We start from the raw sequence: 18,194 nt of genomic DNA on the forward strand, positions 1-18,194 counted from the left end.
TATGAGCATTCGAGGAAAAGGGCTGCTTGAGGCAGCGATTAATCAAGGTTTAATAACGGCTGAGCAGCAAGCGGATGCGCGCTTAATGGCCCGTCGTTTTAAGTTGGATGATGTAACCGCGCTTTGCTACCAGCAGCGGTTATCCCTGAGCAGTTTTTATCATGCCTATGCGAGTGAGCGTGATATGTTGTTTGTGCGCGCGTCTCAGGTTCGTATACATAGAAAACAACTGAAATTAATCCCCCAGAGTTTTATTACGCAGTTCCGTATTTTACCGATTGAGCTGGTGAGTGATGAGCAAGAGGTGATTTATGTGGTTACCGACTCGCCTGAAAATCCAGCCTTAGAAAAGCAACTTCAACGGATCTTTAAAACCGATATTAAATTATGCGTCACTGATCCTGAAACGTTTGAAAGTTGCTTACGCATAGATTTAGAGATCCATACCCCCGAGACCGGTTTTGATGCGGTGGATGCGTTTAAACAGTTGTTAAATGCAGCCTATATGCACCGAGCATCTGATATTCATATCGAGCCGCAAACTGACCATTACCTCATTCGTCTTCGTATTGATGGCCGCTTGCAGCAGTTTGGTAAACGGTTTTCCTTGGCCGAAGGCAGCTCACTGGTAAGCCGAATTAAAGTGATGTCCCATCTGGATATTGCGGAAACGCGTATGCCTCAGGATGGCGGTGCGGATTATGTAACGCCGGTAAATATCGAATTTGAAATGAGGGTCGCAACCGCACCTACGAAGCACGGAGAGCGCGTCACCCTGCGATTATTAGGCACTGACAATCAGCTCTTAACGTTAACGCAACTGGGAATGTCATCCGAAAGCTTACGTCAGTTTAGTCGCGTGATCGCGCAACCCCACGGTATTGTGCTTATCACCGGCCCAACCGGTAGTGGTAAATCGACCACACTCTATGCCGCATTAACGCAGCTTAAGTCAGAAAGTACCAATATACTCACGGCGGAAGACCCTGTGGAGATGGTGGTTGAAGGCGTTTCTCAAGTACAGATGAATGCCAAAGTAAACTTTGCTTCCGCGTTACGTAGTTTTTTACGCCATGATCCCGATGTGATTATGGTGGGGGAGATACGTGATGTGGAAACAGCAGAGATCGCGCTTAAAGCTGCGACAACCGGTCATATGGTACTGTCCACTCTGCATACAAACTCCGCCATTGCCAGTGTGACACGATTGAAAAATATCGGTTTAGAACCCTTTATGATCGCCTCCAGCTTGCAAGGAATTGTTGCGCAGCGTTTGGCGAGAAAGCTATGCCAACATTGTAAATTGGAGATGGAAGCTGATTTTGCTGAACTGGATTCTCTTGGCTTAGACAGCGATCAAACCGTTATGCTTTCCCACCCTCAAGGGTGTTCATTGTGTGACGGAACGGGTTTTAAAGGGCGTATAGCGTTGTTTGAAACCTTATGGGTGGATGATCCACTTCGTGAGTTGATCACACAGGGCGCTGACGAACAGAAATTACGTCAACATGCGCAATATTATGTCAGCCTCGCCCATGATGGGTGTGAGAAAGTTATTCAGGGGCTCACCACCTTAGATGAACTTAAGCACTTAGGGTTAGTAAATCAGTTAGTGGAGGCGGCTAGATGAAGTTCTCCTATAACGGCATCAGTACCTCAGGCGAAGCCCGTAGCGGCAGTATTTCAGCGGTCGACCATGATGCAGCCATTGCCAAGTTACAGCAAAAAGGGATCTATATTACTGACATTCGTGAAAGCGCATCGAAACAGGGAAAAGCGCAACCTAGTGTGGGTTTATGGGATGAGATAAGTGCGTTTTTACCGATTAAAAATTCACAAAAAATCTTTTTCTTCCGACAGTTTGCATTAATGCTTCGCTCGGGGCTTTCCGTGTCAGAAGGCTTGGATATTTTGCGTGGCATACAGCGTGGAGGTATGCGCCGAATCATCGATGATATGAATGACCATATCAGTGCGGGTCGATCGTTTTCACAAGCGATGGAAAAACATGAAGGGGTGTTCACACCTTTAGCCTTACATATGATCCGTAGTGCTGAAGCCAGTGGTGAACTTGAGCCGGCACTAGTGCGTATTGCCGATTTTATGGAGCGACAGGCGGAGATTAAAAGTCAATTAATCTCAACCATGACCTACCCTGCGGTGGTGTTACTCATGACGGTAGGTGTATTTGTGTTTTTGATGACGACCGTTATCCCTAAATTTGCGGCATTCTTTGAAAAAACAGGGCGTATCCCGCCGACTGAAATGCTACAAATGATAGGTATTTCAAGTTTTATCCACCAATATTGGTGGCTCATTATTGTCGTTCTGACGGTGATATCCATCTCGATCTACCTTGTGTATAAACACCCGAAAGGGCGGCTATGGATCGATTTTATTTTATTAAAAACGCCTCTTATCGGTTCAATGATTTCGGCAACGGCGATGTCCCAAGTTACGTGGGGTTTAACCAGTATGCTCCAGAGCGGCATATCGGTTGTGCAGTCGTTGCAGATTATCAGTTCGTTAATTAGTAACAAGGTGATTGCACGGGATATCTCTCAAGCTGCAGATGATATTTTGTGCGGTGATGATATGGGGAAAAGTTTTCGTAAACCCTATATCGAAGGGCTGATTCAAGAGATGACGTTAGTGGGTGAGCGTACCGGTAATATGGTGCAAGTAATGGAAGATGCTGGCGGTTTTTATGAAGAGCGTGTGCGTTCTATTACTAAGGCCTTAGCTGGCGCAATGGAGCCTATATCAATTTTATTGATCGGTGGTGTTGTTGGGTATGTCTATTATGGCTTCTTTAAATCAATGTTTGCTGTATCAGGTTAGGTGCTTATGAATTGGTTTGTTTTGTTAATGACGCTGGTTTGTTTTAACACAGTGCATGCGGCAGAGGTTCTTGTTATGAGAGATCCCTTTAGTGCGCCGCAAACACTGCAAAATACAGATGAAGCGGGTGGCGTTAATGGACTACTTAATGCGTTTGGACGTGGTTTTCGTAGTACGCCCGATGATGTAAAGGTGCCAGCACTGCTGTTCAAAGGCTATGTGGACAGAGGGGCAAACCTGCCACCGATGGCATTGATCCAGATTGCGGGCAGCCGTGTGCATATGGTTAAAGAGGGGGATGAGATTAATATTGATCCAACCAACCCCAGACATGCAATCAGAATTACAAAGATATCTCGGTTAAGCCTCACGATTGAGGCTGGGACTTTAGGGCAGATGAAGGTGCTTCGCTAATGGGTAATATGTTTAAAAAAATAGTGTTGGGCTTAGTGCCCTTTGCCTTCGCTTGTTATGCTTCTGCGGCTGCGACGATTTCCGAAATAGAGTTTTCAGAAACACGGCTGGGGGATGTGGTTAGGGTCCTATCTGAGTTATCACAATCAAATATTATTGCCACGCCCAGTGCGATCAATAAAAGTATCACTATACACCTTAAAAATGTTTCGGAGATTGATGCAATTAAGTCGATCTGCCGAATTAGTGATCTGTGGTACCGCTATGATGAGGATACCCGTACTTACCGTATTATGGGGCGTGAAGAGTACACCCGCGACCTTGTTGTACGAGAGAGCCAACGGATTGAGGTATTTAGATTACGTAATGCGAATGTGCAAATTGTTGCCCAAGCGATTGAAGATCTTTATGGCGACCGTGTCGAGTTATCGCTAGGTATTGAAGCAGGGCAGTCCACATCGACATCGAGCCGAAGCAGCAGTCGTTCAAATAGCACATCCGGTCGATCTTCAAGCCGATCTTCAAGCAATTCGTCACAGCAACGCTATGGTAGTAATGGCGATGCGAATACGTCGGATTTTTCGGTGGCACAGATCGAACAGCTAACAAGGGAAGGTACCGGCAGCAGTGTGGTGCCATTAGATCCTAATAAAATTCAAGCGGTTACCTTACAGCCTCAGCCGATCTATGTAACCGTGAATAACGAGCATAATATGATTATCGCTCGAACAGATGATGATAAAGTGCTGACCTCCATAGCTAGTTTAGTCAAGCAGATGGACATTCCTGTTCCCCAAGTGATGTTGGAAATGAAGATCCTCAGCATCTCGTTGGGCGAAGATTTTAACTCTATCTTTAATTTCGAATTGGCCCCTTTTGGTAGCAATGATTCACTAACACCGACCTCGTTTGGTAATAATGGCCTCTTAAATTCAGGCTCATTCCTTTACGAATATCTGAATGACCGTTTACGCGCCAATATTGAGTTTCTTGAAGAAAATAAGCGTTTAAAAGTACTCTCCAATCCGATGGTCTTGGCGTCTAATCATCGAGAGGCTGACCTCTTTATTGGTGAAGAAAATATTATGACGCGTGGTTTTACATATAACCCAGCGACAATAGACAGCGGCGTTGTTATCTCGCCGGCTTATATTGAGACGCAAACGGAACTCAGAGAGATCGGTATCTCGTTAAAGATTACGCCGCGTATTAACTCAGATGGTTCTGTCTTATTAGATTTAGAGCAAGAGAGCTCAACCTTGAATCCGGGCGGTGGAACCGTGCCTGTGACGGATGGTACAGGTAATGTGGTAAACCTTTCGATAGATACAATTAACACCTCTCGGTTAAGAGGGATTGTTGCCGCTCAAAATGGTTTGACGGTGGCGGTGGGTGGTTTAATCCGCTCGACGGTTTCAAACAACGAACGTAAGGTTCCCTTTTTAGGCGATGTACCTGTTTTAGGTGCGGCTTTCCGTAGTACGATTGAAGAGGAAGAGGAAACTGAAATGGTGTTGTTAATTACTCCGCGTATTTTGAATACCCCCTCGAGTAGCCAAGAGTTAGAAAGAAGTAATAACCGTTTTTATCAGCAGTATAATCAGGGCTTTCCTGCGCTGAAGGAGAAGGAAAAACGCTTTTTTAAAGAGGAAAAGAAAGCACTAAGCGTACCGACTCCACAACCTGCGCCGTTACCAAGGGCAACCTCTAATGCAGAGTACACGCCGGAACCCGCGGAGCCGTTAAAGCAACCGAATGCTACAGAGAAATGGTGGGATGCCACCGATGCGGTTATGTTTGATGCAGGTTAAGCCTCTGTGTTAAATATAAAAAGCGAGTCGCTCGTGATACGACTCGCTTTTTTAGGCGGCGTTCTCAAATAGGGCTAGGCTGCATCCCTTTTTGTATGTCCGCCCGTCATATGCTGAACCTCACTACCGGTTAGCCCCTCTCCCGCCAAGGTATAAGCTTTACCAAAACCTTTAACATAGCGCCCACCTGTGGGGGTTAACTTAAAGAGTTTAAAGTCAGATAGTTGGCTGAGTTTATTGATTCTGTCCCCATGCCGTTCAGCCAGTGTATTAATACCCAAGGTCCAATTTTCATTGTCATAGCTTAATAGCTCAGCGTTTATCGAGTAGTTAATCCGCTTACGGGCAAACAGTTCTTTTGCATCATCTTCGTCCTGAATAATCAGTACCGACGCCGCTGAGTTTTCTTGCAGATTTGTGGCGTGTACGGCCATTTCACTCAGCAAAACATATAAACAATCATCGCCGATTGCGAACGGTGAGTATGACGCATAAGGCTCACCATTTTTTCCAGATGTCGCCAGCTGTAGGCTTTTACGACTGTTGATAAAGGTTAAGACCTCTTCTTGCACGCGGGTTTGTAGTGAGTCTTTATTCATGGGGCATTCCTACAGGTTTTTTAAACTAAGCTGTTGTTGGATGTGTTTAAAGCGACTGACTTGGTCGGCGATTAACGTACCGTCCTCGTTTCGTCCTAAAAATACTTTGAATATATTGTTATCGTCTTGGTCTTGGAAATTAAAGGCGTAACTTGCTTGGCCTCGGTGGGGCTTATCTTGAAAGTTAATATGATGAATCCCATTTAAATTGATATGTCCGTGGAAGCCTGGAATCGGGCCTGTTAGGTTGTAGTAACCATGGCCAATTTCACCCTTAGGAAAGGGGCCTTTAAACTCAAATACAGACCCACCATGTAAAATGATCGTCGTGGTATTTCCCCACGTCGCAAGCTCGCTTAATAGGGCTTCGGCAAGATCGCCGGGGAGGTTTGATCCGTCTTCTCTATTCATGACTATGATGCTCTAGGTTAAGTATTAACAGGGCGATTCGAAGGGGGGAGAACCGCCCTGTTAATTGAACGCCTTTCGTTAGAACTTATACGTGGCAGCGAGGGATACTTCGCGGCCCGCTTCATATAGCTCAGCCCATGCCCGACGGTAATATTCGTCCGTGGCATTATTAATTGTGAGGTTGAGCGTTAAGTCCTTAATGGCTTTGGGTTGCCAAGCCGCATAGATATCAGTAATGGTGTAGTCGTCATACACGTCACCTGTGGACAAGTTTTGTTCTTCCGCATATAAGACGCGTACGCCTGCTTTTAGCTGATTATTCAAGAAGCTAGAGCTTAGATCAGCGGACCAAGTATCGGCTGGAATATTGTTAAGCGGGTCGCCTGTCGCTAGATCTTTACCTCGAGTTTGGCCGTAACCTAAGGCTAAATTAATATCGTTTTGGCTGTATACCGCGCTAATTTCAAACCCATGTAGTTTTGCTTTATCAACATTTTCCCAATAGGTATTACCCGGGAAAGGGGACATGGATACGGTCTGCTCAATAAAGTCATCTACACGGTTTTCAAAGATAGAGGTTTTTACCGTCCATGCCTGATTAATCGCCAGTTTCGCAATCAACTCCGTATTGGCCGCTTTTTCTGCGTCTAGCTCTGGGTTGGGTAAAAAGGTGTTACACATACCCGGTCCCATACAAAAATGGGTGCCCGTGCTGTAAAGCTCCTCCGCGGTTGGCGCACGAAATGCCCGATCGTGGCGTAGGGTAAGCTCTAGGTTGTCGGTTGTTTGCCAGATCAGCGCGGCAGAAGGGGATAGCTCATTATCAGAGCGACTTTGACCTAAGTTTTTGGCCTCCGTTGAAAAATGATCATAACGAGCGCCTAACTCTACAGACCACTTAGGAGATAAGGGGATAATACCTTGGGTAAATGCACCCCATATATCCATAGTTGCGTCCGGTGGGGTCGGGCGGTCAGTACCGCTGCGTTGTGCCGAAAAATTACTGTGTGATCCATCAACACCGTAGAGTATCGAGATGTCGCCAAATTGGGATAAGTTATTGATATTGAGTCCGTATGTATCTTTTTCGGTGCTATCTGCACGATTGTCGCTGACTCGGGACTCATCCACTTCAACACTATTCCAGTACGCCATGATCTGTGCATTTAAGAGCGGTGACGCTGTATCGATTCTGTAGTCGGCGGAGACGCTGTTATTCACTTGGTCTTTATCAATTAAGAAAACACTACTGCCATTAACTTGGGAGGCGCCATTAGAGGGAACACCGCCTTCGACGGTTGCATGGCGCATATTAAATGCAATGGATTGATCTTCATTAAGCTGCCAAGTTAACTTAGCCAGTGCCCCTTGGTCTTCTGACGCGGAGTTACCCAGCGGCTCACCGTTACCTAGCTCTATATCATTAGAATCGCGGCCATAACCGCTGATTAGCCAATCAAGGGTATCGGTACGGCCAGCGATAACTGCTGTCGTGGTAAGCTGATCATTGTTGAAGTTGAAACCGCTTTTGATGAGGCCGCCCACATCATTATCGCTGTCTAAAATATCTTCTGCATCAATGGTGGTTTGCGCGACCACACCGCCTAATGCACCGGAACCCCATAGGGTGCTGGCAGGCCCTTTCACCACTTCAACCGATTTCATTATGACCGGGTCTAAAAAGTAACTGGCGCGGTGTCCAGATTCAAAATCTTGTCGTACACCATCAACGGTTTGTAACACGCGGTTATTGCCTAATCCGCGAATATTAATGGTTTGAAAGCCCGGTCGGGAACCGCCTTCAATCAATATATTAGGTTCATTCGCCACCACCTCAGCGACTGACTGAGGCTGAATGCTGTCGATGGTTTCCTTATCAATAATGGTGATCTGGCGTGAAACCTCATCTGACTTCTGTTCCATGCGTGTGGCGTTTACCACCACTTCACCCACATTAAAGACTGGGCTGTTATCAGCAGCAGATGCCGCCATCGCAGGCATTGAAATGATGCCACTAATAAGCACCGCTAAAGGTTTAGGTTTCATGAATTCCCCTATTACGTTAATGAGAATTGATTGTCTAGCGTTGGCCTGTTGCTGCAAATGATTGTTGATCAGCAAGGGTTATTCGCCCGTTAAAGTTAGGGATTTTTATCCCCTTTAGGTCCTGATGGTGGGGATGCTACTATTTATAAAACTTAATGTAAATGATAATGACTTGTATTTGCATTACTATGTTTGCTGTTTTATTATTGCTGCCAATTCATAGATTGATGTGAAGATTTTGTGTTGTATAAGGTTAAGGTGGCTTAAATTTATGACCCAGTACGTTACAAAAAAATGGGGGCTGTTGAGCTGGAGGCTGCTGTTTGTCTGTGGGCTTCTGGTGCTGCAAGAGTGGGCGTTTGCTGCGTTGGTAAAACCTAGCGTTATGGGCGGCGCGTCTGGCGATGATAGTCATGTATCGCTTGCGATCTCCTTTAAGCAGCCACCAAAAAAGCGGGTAGAGGATAAGACTGTCGTAGAAAATACCGCTGCGGTGATGCCCAGCGATACGGCTACCCCGCCGCCTAAACGTGAGGTATCACCTGTACCTGCAGTATCTTCTATGCCCGATACAAGGGTGACTAAGTCGACCCCCATTGATAAGAGAGCGACAGAGCTTAGCGAACGCCCTAAGCCTCCATCTAAGCCGAGCTCTTCTTCTAAAACGCAAGATCATCTTCCAGTTAAAACGCCTGAGGTTATCAAGGAGGCCCCAACGACATCGCTGGCCGATGTGAAAGCGAAGGCCCCAGCATCAACACAGGCTCTGGCCGACCCGTTAGATAGCCATGAAACGATTATTACTAAGCCCATTTTTGCGGTGCAGCCCACGCCGCCCCGTTACCCGAAAGTTGCGCGTAAACGGGGGCAAGAGGGGACGGTATGGTTAGATATTTGGTTGGATGAAAAAGGTAATAAATCAAAATTGGAGATAACCCAGAGTTCAGGCTTAACCCTGCTGGATCAATCGGCGTTGAAGGCGGTATCTGGGTGGAAATTTAAGCCTTCTGAAAAGAACGGTATTCGTGTTGCTTCACGGGTTCGAATTCCGGTTGTTTTCTCACTTAACTGATTTTTAGGTTTTAAAACGATACATGATGAATCTCTTTGTTTTAACGCAGCAGTACTTGGGGCCTTTAGGTATTCCGTTATTAATCTGTTCCGTGCTGACCTTATTAATTCTACTCGAGCGGATAACGGTACTGTGTTACCACAGTCTTCAGCGGCGATTGCCTACAGCGGGTATGGCCTTACTTAATCAGCATGCGGATCAGACACGGACGATGCGCACGGATATTGCGGCCATATGGTTGCACAACCGCCAGCGCAAACTGAGCCACGGTATCCGTATGCTACAAATCATCGCACTCATTGCACCCTTGTTGGGGTTGCTCGGTACCGTTATCGGCTTAATTCAAGTGTTTGATGCCTTAGGTGATCATCAGGGGCCGATTAACCCCTCCATGATGGCTGAAGGGTTAGGTATCGCGATGAAAACAACCGCCGCAGGATTGATCATTGCGGTTCCCGCTGTCATTGGAGCACATGGCTTTCAGCTGTGGGTCGACCGTCTAATCGCCATAACCGAGCAGGTGCTTAATGTGGGCAACCTGCGTATCGAAGGTGTGTGCACTGAGGCATTAAAATGATCCGAATGCAGCAAAAGGCAGCGCTAAATAGCAGTTTAGAGCTAACGCCATTAATCGATATTATTTTTATCGTTGTGGTTTTTTTACTGTTAACGGCAAATACGCGTTTACTCGCATTACCGGTTGACATACCGGACAGTGATAGTGATATCAGTGTGCATGAAAATACCGTTGCGCCGCTCAGTATTAGTTTATTGGAAGAGGCACCTATTTATGGGATTGGCGAACAGCGATTTTATGAATGGGCTGAGTTTAAACAAGCGCTGTTGACTCATATTGCCGATCAAAAGGAGCGCGCGCTCTCCATTGCCGCCGCGCGGGATTCCGACGTAGCGCCGTTGCTCAAACTCTTAGCGCTCCTGAATGAACAGCAAATCACTAACACTCAAATTTTAATGGAAGACGCCCAACCATGATTAGATTGCCGTTTCTCTTTTTTGCTCGGACAAAAATTACGTTGTCAGCGTTCGCTTGGCTAAAGGTGATTGTGTTAATGCTCGCCCCAGTTGCACTTTACGCTGACGAACGCCCACGCTTAATTAGTACCGATGCGGGGGTTACCGAGCTGATTTTTGCGTTGGGGTTTGAGGATGACCTGATCGCTATTGATGTCACTAGCCAGCTTCCTGAAGGTTTTCCCGCACTGCCAAGTATTGGTTATCACCGTACTTTATCAGCGGAAGGCTTAATGAGTTTAAACCCATCGGTTGTGATTGGGAGTGAACATATAGGTCCCCCATCAGTTGTGAGTGCACTTACACAGGCGGAGGTTAAGTTTGTGCAATTACGCAGTGCTAAAAGCAGCGATCAATTACGTGACAATGTGCTGACCTTGGCTGACGCGTTAGATCAAAAAGAAAAAGGTCTGCGCTTACTCACAACGGTTGATGCAAAGTTGGCCGAACTGGATAGGACTAACTTAGCGGGTGAGCGCATCGCGTTCTTACTGTCGATGGACGATAGTAAACTGCGTTTGGCCGGTGAAGGAACCAGTGGCCAGTCATTTATTGAACTGATGAAGGCGCAAAATGTCGCTGATTTTAAAAACTATCGAAACATCTCTGCAGAGTCCCTATTTGAGATGCAGCCTTCAGTCATTATTGTTGCTGGTAGTGATGTTGAAAGCGCAGTGCAGAGCTTACTTGACGCAAACCCGGTATTAACCCATACACCGGCGGTAAAACAGAAGCGGATCATTGCGGTGAATGGCGCTACGTTGGTTGCTGGGTTGAGTGTGTCAGCGATTAATGAAGCGATCCGTTTAACGCAGGCGTTATCTAATGCACCGGCGCTTGTTGTGCAGGCAAACAACTGATGCAACGGTCTGTTTCCCTTTGCGCCTTAGCCCTAGCTAGCCTTTTGATTGTGTGCGCACTGTTATCGCTTGTGCTCGGGGCCATGAATCTACCGGTATACGACAGTTTACTGATTGTGGTGGATAAGCTATTTGGCGCGAACTTGAGTCAACTTGAGGATTACCAACAGATAGTGGTGTTGGAGCTGCGTTTGCCAAGGCTCCTTTTAGCGGTGTTTGTCGGGGCGATATTGGCCCAATGTGGCGCCGTTGTGCAGGGGTTATTCCGTAACCCGTTAGCGGATCCCGGTATTATCGGCGTTTCGTCCGGTGCCGCGGTGGGTGCTATTGTTGCTATTGTTGTGTTCCCAGCGGTGTGGGGGAGTTGGACGATCCCTACAATGGCGTTTGTGGGTGGTTTACTGACGACGTTGCTGGTCTACGGTTTAGCTCAATCCAAAAGCGGCACCTCAGTCTTAATCTTATTACTGGCGGGGGTAGCGATATCCGCTTTTGCGGGTGCGGCCATTGGTTTCTTAAGTTATTTTGCAGATGATGCCAGTTTACGCGAGCTAAATGTGTGGCAGATGGGGTCATTAACCGGAGCCAATGATGCTAATTTATGGTTAGCTTTTACCACTATGGTGCTGTTAATGATTGCTTTCCAGCGGCGAGCCCAAGCCCTTAATGCGTTACTTTTAGGTGAGCCGGAAGCGCGCCACTTAGGGGTCGATGTTGAGCAGTTAAAGTTACAGATGATTATCCTTACCGCTGTCGGTGTCGGTGTTGCGGTGTCTTGCTCAGGCATCATCGGCTTTGTGGGTTTAGTGGTTCCCCATTTGGTACGTTTAGCGACTGGGCCTAATCACCATTTTTTACTGCCGTTATCTGCGCTATTAGGTGCCGTCCTGCTGATGTGTTCTGATCTATTAGCGCGTTTAGTGGTGCAGCCAGCTGAACTCCCTGTGGGCTTAGTCACTGTATTACTTGGCGCGCCATTCTTCTTGATTCTGTTAATCCAGCAGCGTAAAAATTGGAGTTGATGATGTTACAACTGACGAATGTCAGCTTTAAACCACAGGGCAAGCTGCTACTTAATCAAGTGTCTATTTCGGTCAAGGCGGGTGAAGTGTATGGCTTGCTAGGAGCAAACGGTGCGGGTAAAACAACCCTGTTAAAAGCGATTAGTGGTGATATTAAAGCCAGCGGTTCGATCACGCTTTATGGCAAAGCGTTAGCGCAATGGAACCGCCGCGAATTAGCGAAACATCTGGCGGTGTTGCCCCAGTCGAGCCAGTTAACCTTCCCATTCAGTGCGCGAGAGGTCGTCGCGCTGGGGTTAACCCCGCTCTCCCTATCGAAAGCCCAGGCCGCTAGTTTGATCGATGAAAAAATGCATGCCACGGACTGTTATAGCTTTGCGGATCGTGCCTATCCTTCGCTTTCCGGCGGTGAAAGGCAGCGGGTTCAGTTGGCGCGGGTATTATTACAACTCAGTCAAGCCCGCCACTCGCCGCTGTTGCTGCTTGATGAGCCCACCTCTGCACAAGATTTAGGGCAGCAGCATAATCTCTTAAGGTTGACCCAAACGCTGGTGAAAAAGGAGGGATTTGGCGTTGTTGCTATTTTGCACGACCTTAACCAAGTGCTGCGCTATTGTGATCGCTGTTGTTTGTTAGATCAGGGGCGGGTGAGCGCAGTCGATAGTCCCGATAAGCTTCTCTCTGATGAGCGAATACAGCAGCATTGGCAATATCAGCCACAACGGGTTGTCTTAGGTAATGGCCAAACTGCGTTAATCTGACCCGTGGCGGGTTGAACTCACCGCCGTTAATGCGTTGGCCAACCCTGCATCAATGATCTGTTGGGCTTGGGCCTCACTTTTTACCAAAATGGACCCACTAAATGCTAAGGCGTTAAGTGATAGGCCGGCAAAGCACTCCTCCGATCGGGGTATCATCAGCATCCAATCAGGGGTTATGAGTAGATTGTAATCGCTTGATACCTTGTCCTCTTTTTTCTCGATCCCCAGCGTCATCCTCAGTCTGTCATAAAGCTGTTTTAATTGGGTCGCGTTATCGTTGTTATACATATGTTCTGCCGCAAATAGGTTGGGCGGTAGGGCGAGTGCGGCGTGTCGAAATGGCAGGTCAGCTAAGGTTCTAGGCACTTCATCATGCAGTGCGGATAACTGTGGGTAAAACGCGATAAGCTGCTCCGGTTGATCGGGTAGCTTGACCAATTGTAAATGCTTATGACGCTGGCTTGCACCGGCGGTTTGGCCACTATTATAAAAGGCTAAGGCTGGGGCTGCGCAGAGGCATTGCTGTAGTGCGTTAAAGTCGGCTTGGTTTAGCACGTTACTTTGCTCTTCAAAGGCTTGGGTAACGAGCAAAATATGGTCATTTAATACATTATATTTATTTAATAAACATTTATGGGTGTCACCGACTTGGCTGACAAACAGGGCCTGTTCATGGGGCAGAAAGGGGTCAGTATCAGGTTGGCGCTGGCTATTGGTATCCGTAGGTTCGAGCCGTGGCTTATTTTTTAGGTTCTTAAGTATATGAATATGGAAGGTAAGCTCACCGTCCTGTTGGGTCCGTACGGATGTGTTAAGCGTTTCTAATGCGCCGACCGTAATTGCCTTTTGTGTGACTTGCGCGACATTGTCCCATAACGTAAAAACCATCGGGTGTTCTCCGTAAGACTGCTTTATACTGATTGCGTCAGTGCTTATTAAGCATAGGGATCTATTGGTTAGCAGCCCGCTGCTTTGTCGTTATCGACTGCGCTATGTTGCCAGTCACTCATTATAATAATTTACTATGAAACGCGTCACGACCTCGTTAAAAGCCAAAATACTGCTGCTGTCTATATTGCCACTGATTATTGTGACGATCGCTATTACTATGATCAGCCTTAATCAGGCACATATTCTTTCTGAGCAAGAGATTAAAACCTTCGAAGAAAACCTCCTTCACTCTAAGCATCAAGAGCTACAACATTATGTCGCGTTGGCCATGAACGCGATAGAGGAGATTGTTGAAGAAGCGGAACCCGGCGATAAAAACGCTGAGAAAGAAATAAAGAACATGCTGCAAAACCTCATCTATAGCAGTGATGGCTATTTCTTTGTATATGACATGGCAGGCGTTAACTTAGTTCACCCCATCCAACCCGAGTTGGTCGGGCAGAACTTAATAGAGCTGCAAGATACCAATGGGAAGTATGTCATACGTGATTTGATTAAAATTGCGGAAGAGGGGGGCGGCTTTTATCGTTACTTATGGCGTAAACCTTCGGAAGGCCACCAAGAAAAAAAGCTAAGCTATGTGGTTAAAATCCCTAAATTTAATTGGATGATGGGAACCGGTCTCTATATTGACGATATCGCTAAAGAGGTAGCGAATACCCGCCTTAAAGTGACACGTAATATCCGAAATACTTTCTTTACGGTGGTGGTCATTCTGTCTGCGACAATCATTGTTATTGCGCTCATCGGTGTCGCCATTAACATGCACTCATCACAGCTAGCGGATGTACGTCTACGCGAGCTAGCCCATCGATACGTCCAATTTCAAGTGAGTCAACGGCGTAACTTTGCGCGTGAACTGCATGATGGCATTAACCAATTAATGGTATCGGTGAAATTTAGGTTAGAGCTGGCCCGAGATAAGCTTTTAAAAGGTGACGAAAGCGCGGTCCATGATATTACAAAGGGCTGCGATGTCCTTAATATGGCGATTCAAGAAGTACGCCGGATCTCCCATGATCTAAGACCGATACAGCTTGATGACCTAGGGCTGGAATCAGGGTTATACAGTATGACCAGTGAGTTTTCTGAGCGTACCGGCATACAGATGAATGTCAGAATAACCCTGCCAGAACAACGTTTACCTGATGACATTGAGATATCACTGTATAGAATAGCGCAAGAAACACTGACCAATATTGAAAAACACGCGCAAGCTCAACATGTTGGTTTAAAAATATGGTCTGGTGAAGGCCACCTTTGGTTAGAAGTCTCAGATGATGGTAGAGGGTTTAATCCAGAGAAGACGGGAACAGGTATAGGTCTGCTTAACATGCGTGAACGTACCGAGTTACTCAGTGGCCGTTTTAGTATAAAAAGTCGTTTGGGTGTAGGCACACGTATTAAAGTCGGTTTCGCAATTTTATAGGGGGTAACAACGTCTAATGTCGACTGTAAACAAGATCCGCGTATTACTGGTTGATGATCATCCTCTCGTACTCGACGGGATCAGTGCTCGTTTAGAAAGCGAAGCATTGCTTGAGATCGTGGGTATGGCCAATGATGGCCTACAAGCCTTGGAGTTAGCGGCTCAGCTTAACCCTGACGTGGTACTGATGGACATATCCATGCCGGTCATGAACGGGTTTGAAGCCTCAGAACGATTCCGCATTGAGCAACCCGACGTCAAAGTCTTAATTTTGAGTATGCACGACAACCGCGAATATATTGTTAAGCTGATCAAATGCGGCGCGGCGGGTTATGTTTTAAAAGACGTTTCATCTAGTGAACTCATCTCGGCCATTGAAACCGTCTATGGTGGCGGGACATACTTTAGCTCAGGGGCATCTCAAAGTTTATTTAGTCAGTTTGAGCAAGAGGGCGGGCAGGCCAGTGCTCAGGCACAGGAAGAGCTCACCGGTCGTGAAAAAGATGTATTAATCTTGGTGTCTGAAGGTAATAGTAATAAAGAGATTGCCCGAGAACTCGATATCTCGGTACGTACCGTCGAAACCCACCGACAAAATATTAAGCAGAAATTAGATATACATACGGCCGCAGGGCTCACTCGTTATGCGATAGAACATAAGCTGGTGGATTGAGCGTGAGACCGTTAGAGCATATGAAAATCATCACTGATGATTGTTCATATGCTCGGGTGTTACTCGGTTTGCCAATGAAAGGGTTCTGTTTAATTTACACGAAATTTAGTGATCATCGCTTTAAGCTCGTTGGACAGCGCGTTAAGCTCCGCACTCGATAATGATATTTTTTCCGCACTATGGCTCGAGGTATTAGAGGCATTGTGCAGGTTAATCAGTGATTGATTAATCTCTTCAGAGACGCTGGCTTGCTCATTGGATGCGCTAGAGATGAGGGCATTCATATCCGTAATACTCAAGACCGCTGTTGATATATCTTCTAAAGCACGGCCCGCTTCAGTGGCTTTAGCGCCTGTTATCTCGGCTTTTTCTTGGCCTTCGTCCATGGCCGTTACGGCGTCAGAGATCCCCGATTGCAAACGTTCAATCGCTTCTTGTATCTCTTGTGTAGAGACCTGGGTACGTTGCGCGAGTGTACGTACTTCATCGGCTACAACGGCAAACCCACGGCCTTGATCGCCTGCACGGGCTGCCTCGATTGCAGCATTAAGCGCAAGTAAGTTGGTTTGCTCGGCAACACTTTTGATCACATCAATAATGGAGCCTATGTTCTCGCTATCGGATTCCAGTGTTTTAATTTTACCGGATACACTTTGTACATCGGTCACCAGTGCATTGGTCGCTACAACCGCTTGATTGACGATTGTAGACCCTAGCTGAGCCTTGTCTTTTGTGTTGCGTGCATCCGTATCGGCTTGCTCGGCATTGCGTGAGATCTCTTGCGATGTTGCCGCCATTTCGTTCATCGCGGCAGACACTTGTTCTATCTCTGCACGTTGGGTATTAATACTCGACTTTGTTTCAACACTGACATTTGTCATATCGGTCGCAGCGTTGGCCAGTCGATTGGTCGCGGATGATATTTGGCTCACCATCTCACGTACTTGTGCAATCATGGTATTAAAGCTTCGGCTGATCGTGCCTAACTCATTTTTACCTTCAGTATGTAAGGTGAGGGTTAAATCAGATGACTCAGAAATACGCTCAATGGTTTCCTGCATATGTGACAGTGGAGTCATCATGGAGCGGTAGATATAGGTTGATATGGCAATCAGTAGCACCATAATCACTATTGATAAGACCGACAGCATCAGAACACTTTCTGCATACACCTGTTGAATAGTTTCATATTCCTGCTTAGCAACGCGCAGTTGTAAGTTAATTAACTCCGTCACTTTCTCACTAATCGGGTCTATATGGGCGTAAAGTGGGCCGTCCAACGCGTCAAGCTGCCCCTCTGGGCTTCCTGATATACGGTTGAGGGTTTGCAGTGCATTATCGATAGCGGTGTTTGCTGACACGAAAAGGGTTTGTGCTTCATTCGCGAGCTGCCTTTCCTCATCGGATAGACCGGTCGCGAGATACGCTTGCCACTTTAGGTCAATCTCCTGTTTAGAACTCTCAATATCTTTTATTGTCTGCGTTAACGTAAAAATACCAGCATTCGCTTTATTGATCGCGTCGATAACGAGCACCGCATAGTCATCGGCAATAATCTTTAAATCTTCGAGTGGGACAACCCGATCATGATAAATCCGTTTAGAGCCAGCTTCCGTTAACTTCAGCTCTTGCAGTGCAAATAGCGTAATAAATATCAATCCAATAACAGGCAGAGCCACCATAATGGCTAATTTTGTTTTGATGGAAACATCTTTAAGCATAGGGTCTGCCTCTTTTTTGCATCGACATGGTTGCGTATGCGTGGATAAATGTCTGATTGATGGGAGTACTGAGTTTCATGGCAGTAAGCGCTGCATTGTAGAGCTGAGGCTATCCAGATCATATGGATAGAAAGGAAAGCACCTCGCAGAAACCCTTACAAAGAGATCGCTAACTACTCATCGTATGTACTGCTCTCGCAGGTCGTACCTCGCATGACCTCCCACTGGATGTATTCTAGTTTGCTTAGGTCTAATCATAAAGTGAGGAATGACATCTAATGGTAGATATCTCTGGTTAGAGTGGTGTTAATGATTATTTTTAGAAAAAATATCAAAAATATATTGAACTGGTTAAACAGCGTTGTATACTGCGCACCACCTATTTAGGACTATAGCTCAGTTGGTTAGAGCACTTGCTCGACATGCAAGGGGTCGTCAGTTCGAATCTGACTAGTCCTACCAAATACAAAGAAGCCTCGCGAATGCGGGGCTTTTTGCTATCAGGACTAGCAGATGAGAACTGCGCAGTTTGAGCCGAGCGCAGCGAGACC

At 46.5% G+C, this 18,194-nt stretch carries 17 protein-coding genes and 1 tRNA gene; 13 read left to right on the forward strand and 5 right to left on the reverse strand.

What is annotated here, in order from left to right; translation table 11 throughout:
* Position 1 precedes the first annotated feature (1 nt).
* The 4 genes from A3773_RS04025 to A3773_RS04040 are packed head-to-tail and all read left to right on the forward strand — an operon-like array spanning position 2 to position 5,066.
* Positions 2-1,630, forward strand: a complete 1,629-nt coding sequence (locus tag A3773_RS04025) for a GspE/PulE family protein (RefSeq protein ID WP_067983334.1) — start codon at positions 2-4, stop codon at positions 1,628-1,630.
* Positions 1,627-2,841 carry a type II secretion system F family protein gene (locus tag A3773_RS04030; RefSeq protein WP_067983336.1) on the forward strand — a complete coding sequence of 405 codons (1,215 nt, stop codon included), beginning with the start codon at positions 1,627-1,629 and terminating at the stop codon, positions 2,839-2,841. Before A3773_RS04025 ends, A3773_RS04030 begins: the two co-directional genes overlap by 4 nt.
* Positions 2,842-2,847: 6 nt before the next feature.
* Positions 2,848-3,255 (forward strand): hypothetical protein, encoded by a 408-nt coding sequence (locus A3773_RS04035; RefSeq protein WP_067983338.1) that lies wholly within the window; start codon positions 2,848-2,850, stop codon positions 3,253-3,255.
* Positions 3,255-5,066, forward strand: coding sequence for a type II secretion system protein GspD (locus A3773_RS04040; protein ID WP_067983340.1), 1,812 nt, complete (start codon positions 3,255-3,257; stop codon positions 5,064-5,066). Before A3773_RS04035 ends, A3773_RS04040 begins: the two co-directional genes overlap by 1 nt.
* 74 nt (positions 5,067-5,140) lie before the next feature.
* On the opposite strand, the gene A3773_RS04045 is transcribed toward A3773_RS04040, so the two are convergent.
* The 3 genes from A3773_RS04045 to A3773_RS04055 all read right to left on the reverse strand — a co-directional run bounded on the left by A3773_RS04045 (position 5,141) and on the right by A3773_RS04055 (position 8,122).
* Positions 5,141-5,665, reverse strand: coding sequence for a HugZ family pyridoxamine 5'-phosphate oxidase (locus A3773_RS04045; protein ID WP_067983342.1), 525 nt, complete (start codon positions 5,663-5,665; stop codon positions 5,141-5,143).
* A gap of 9 nt (positions 5,666-5,674) precedes the next feature.
* Complete coding sequence (gene hutX / locus A3773_RS04050; protein WP_067983344.1) at positions 5,675-6,076, reverse strand: heme utilization cystosolic carrier protein HutX; 402 nt, start codon at positions 6,074-6,076, stop codon at positions 5,675-5,677.
* Positions 6,077-6,154: 78 nt separating this feature from the next.
* A complete protein-coding gene (locus A3773_RS04055; RefSeq protein WP_067983346.1) occupies positions 6,155-8,122 on the reverse strand; it encodes a TonB-dependent hemoglobin/transferrin/lactoferrin family receptor in 1,968 nt (655 codons plus the stop codon).
* 271 nt (positions 8,123-8,393) lie between these two features.
* Here A3773_RS04055 and A3773_RS04060 point away from each other — a divergent pair, with 271 nt between their 5' ends.
* Genes A3773_RS04060 through A3773_RS04085 form a run of 6 tightly spaced genes read left to right on the forward strand, consistent with a single transcriptional unit; the run spans position 8,394 to position 12,869 of the window.
* On the forward strand, positions 8,394-9,194 hold the full coding sequence (locus A3773_RS04060) for an energy transducer TonB (protein ID WP_067983348.1): 801 nt from the start codon (positions 8,394-8,396) through the stop codon (positions 9,192-9,194).
* A gap of 22 nt (positions 9,195-9,216) precedes the next feature.
* Positions 9,217-9,771 (forward strand): MotA/TolQ/ExbB proton channel family protein, encoded by a 555-nt coding sequence (locus tag A3773_RS04065; RefSeq protein WP_156473434.1) that lies wholly within the window; start codon positions 9,217-9,219, stop codon positions 9,769-9,771.
* A gap of 5 nt (positions 9,772-9,776) precedes the next feature.
* Positions 9,777-10,187, forward strand: a complete 411-nt coding sequence (locus A3773_RS04070) for an ExbD/TolR family protein (protein WP_197462721.1) — start codon at positions 9,777-9,779, stop codon at positions 10,185-10,187.
* Positions 10,184-11,086, forward strand: a complete 903-nt coding sequence (locus tag A3773_RS04075; protein ID WP_067983351.1) for a heme/hemin ABC transporter substrate-binding protein — start codon at positions 10,184-10,186, stop codon at positions 11,084-11,086. The genes A3773_RS04070 and A3773_RS04075 overlap by 4 nt, the downstream gene beginning before the upstream one ends.
* Positions 11,086-12,108, forward strand: coding sequence for a FecCD family ABC transporter permease (locus A3773_RS04080; RefSeq protein ID WP_067983353.1), 1,023 nt, complete (start codon positions 11,086-11,088; stop codon positions 12,106-12,108). The genes A3773_RS04075 and A3773_RS04080 overlap by 1 nt, the downstream gene beginning before the upstream one ends.
* Positions 12,108-12,869: a heme ABC transporter ATP-binding protein gene (locus tag A3773_RS04085; protein WP_231902138.1), complete on the forward strand. Its 762-nt coding sequence runs from the start codon at positions 12,108-12,110 to the stop codon at positions 12,867-12,869. Before A3773_RS04080 ends, A3773_RS04085 begins: the two co-directional genes overlap by 1 nt.
* On the opposite strand, the gene A3773_RS04090 is transcribed toward A3773_RS04085, so the two are convergent.
* Complete coding sequence (locus tag A3773_RS04090) at positions 12,861-13,757, reverse strand: ATP adenylyltransferase family protein (protein WP_067983358.1); 897 nt, start codon at positions 13,755-13,757, stop codon at positions 12,861-12,863. The genes A3773_RS04085 and A3773_RS04090 overlap by 9 nt on opposite strands.
* Positions 13,758-13,893: 136 nt before the next feature.
* Between A3773_RS04090 and A3773_RS04095 the strand changes: the two genes are divergently transcribed.
* A complete protein-coding gene (locus A3773_RS04095; RefSeq protein ID WP_067983359.1) occupies positions 13,894-15,249 on the forward strand; it encodes a cache domain-containing protein in 1,356 nt (451 codons plus the stop codon).
* 16 nt (positions 15,250-15,265) lie between these two features.
* Entirely contained in the window at positions 15,266-15,922 is a 657-nt protein-coding gene (locus tag A3773_RS04100; RefSeq protein ID WP_067983361.1) for a response regulator, read from the forward strand.
* A gap of 89 nt (positions 15,923-16,011) precedes the next feature.
* Here A3773_RS04100 and A3773_RS04105 read toward each other — a convergent pair whose 3' ends face one another.
* Entirely contained in the window at positions 16,012-17,643 is a 1,632-nt protein-coding gene (locus tag A3773_RS04105; RefSeq protein ID WP_067983363.1) for a methyl-accepting chemotaxis protein, read from the reverse strand.
* A 385-nt stretch (positions 17,644-18,028) separates the two neighbouring features.
* On the opposite strand from A3773_RS04105, the gene A3773_RS04110 reads away from it, so the two are divergent.
* Positions 18,029-18,105: transfer RNA gene (locus tag A3773_RS04110), tRNA-Val, on the forward strand.
* The last annotated feature ends 89 nt before the right edge of the window (positions 18,106-18,194 follow it).

It is taken from the genome of Neptuniibacter pectenicola (assembly GCF_001597735.1).
Classification (GTDB): Bacteria; Pseudomonadota; Gammaproteobacteria; order Pseudomonadales; family Balneatricaceae; genus Neptuniibacter; species Neptuniibacter pectenicola.

What these genes read in the sequence shown, in the direction of transcription:
- A3773_RS04105 (WP_067983363.1), bottom strand. Translation starts at nt 17,643, where the DNA reads ATGCTTAAAGATGTTTCCATCAAAACAAAATTAGCCATTATGGTGGCT.
- A3773_RS04095 (WP_067983359.1), top strand. Translation starts at nt 13,894, where the DNA reads ATGAAACGCGTCACGACCTCGTTAAAAGCCAAAATACTGCTGCTGTCT.
- A3773_RS04045 (WP_067983342.1), bottom strand. Translation starts at nt 5,665, where the DNA reads ATGAATAAAGACTCACTACAAACCCGCGTGCAAGAAGAGGTCTTAACC.
- A3773_RS04100 (WP_067983361.1), top strand. Translation starts at nt 15,266, where the DNA reads ATGTCGACTGTAAACAAGATCCGCGTATTACTGGTTGATGATCATCCT.
- A3773_RS04070 (WP_197462721.1), top strand. Translation starts at nt 9,777, where the DNA reads ATGCAGCAAAAGGCAGCGCTAAATAGCAGTTTAGAGCTAACGCCATTA.
- A3773_RS04030 (WP_067983336.1), top strand. Translation starts at nt 1,627, where the DNA reads ATGAAGTTCTCCTATAACGGCATCAGTACCTCAGGCGAAGCCCGTAGC.
- A3773_RS04075 (WP_067983351.1), top strand. Translation starts at nt 10,184, where the DNA reads ATGATTAGATTGCCGTTTCTCTTTTTTGCTCGGACAAAAATTACGTTG.
- A3773_RS04040 (WP_067983340.1), top strand. Translation starts at nt 3,255, where the DNA reads ATGGGTAATATGTTTAAAAAAATAGTGTTGGGCTTAGTGCCCTTTGCC.
- A3773_RS04035 (WP_067983338.1), top strand. Translation starts at nt 2,848, where the DNA reads ATGAATTGGTTTGTTTTGTTAATGACGCTGGTTTGTTTTAACACAGTG.
- hutX (WP_067983344.1), bottom strand. Translation starts at nt 6,076, where the DNA reads ATGAATAGAGAAGACGGATCAAACCTCCCCGGCGATCTTGCCGAAGCC.
- A3773_RS04090 (WP_067983358.1), bottom strand. Translation starts at nt 13,757, where the DNA reads ATGGTTTTTACGTTATGGGACAATGTCGCGCAAGTCACACAAAAGGCA.
- A3773_RS04065 (WP_156473434.1), top strand. Translation starts at nt 9,217, where the DNA reads ATGATGAATCTCTTTGTTTTAACGCAGCAGTACTTGGGGCCTTTAGGT.
- A3773_RS04060 (WP_067983348.1), top strand. Translation starts at nt 8,394, where the DNA reads ATGACCCAGTACGTTACAAAAAAATGGGGGCTGTTGAGCTGGAGGCTG.
- A3773_RS04085 (WP_231902138.1), top strand. Translation starts at nt 12,108, where the DNA reads ATGATGTTACAACTGACGAATGTCAGCTTTAAACCACAGGGCAAGCTG.
- A3773_RS04025 (WP_067983334.1), top strand. Translation starts at nt 2, where the DNA reads ATGAGCATTCGAGGAAAAGGGCTGCTTGAGGCAGCGATTAATCAAGGT.
- A3773_RS04080 (WP_067983353.1), top strand. Translation starts at nt 11,086, where the DNA reads ATGCAACGGTCTGTTTCCCTTTGCGCCTTAGCCCTAGCTAGCCTTTTG.
- A3773_RS04055 (WP_067983346.1), bottom strand. Translation starts at nt 8,122, where the DNA reads ATGAAACCTAAACCTTTAGCGGTGCTTATTAGTGGCATCATTTCAATG.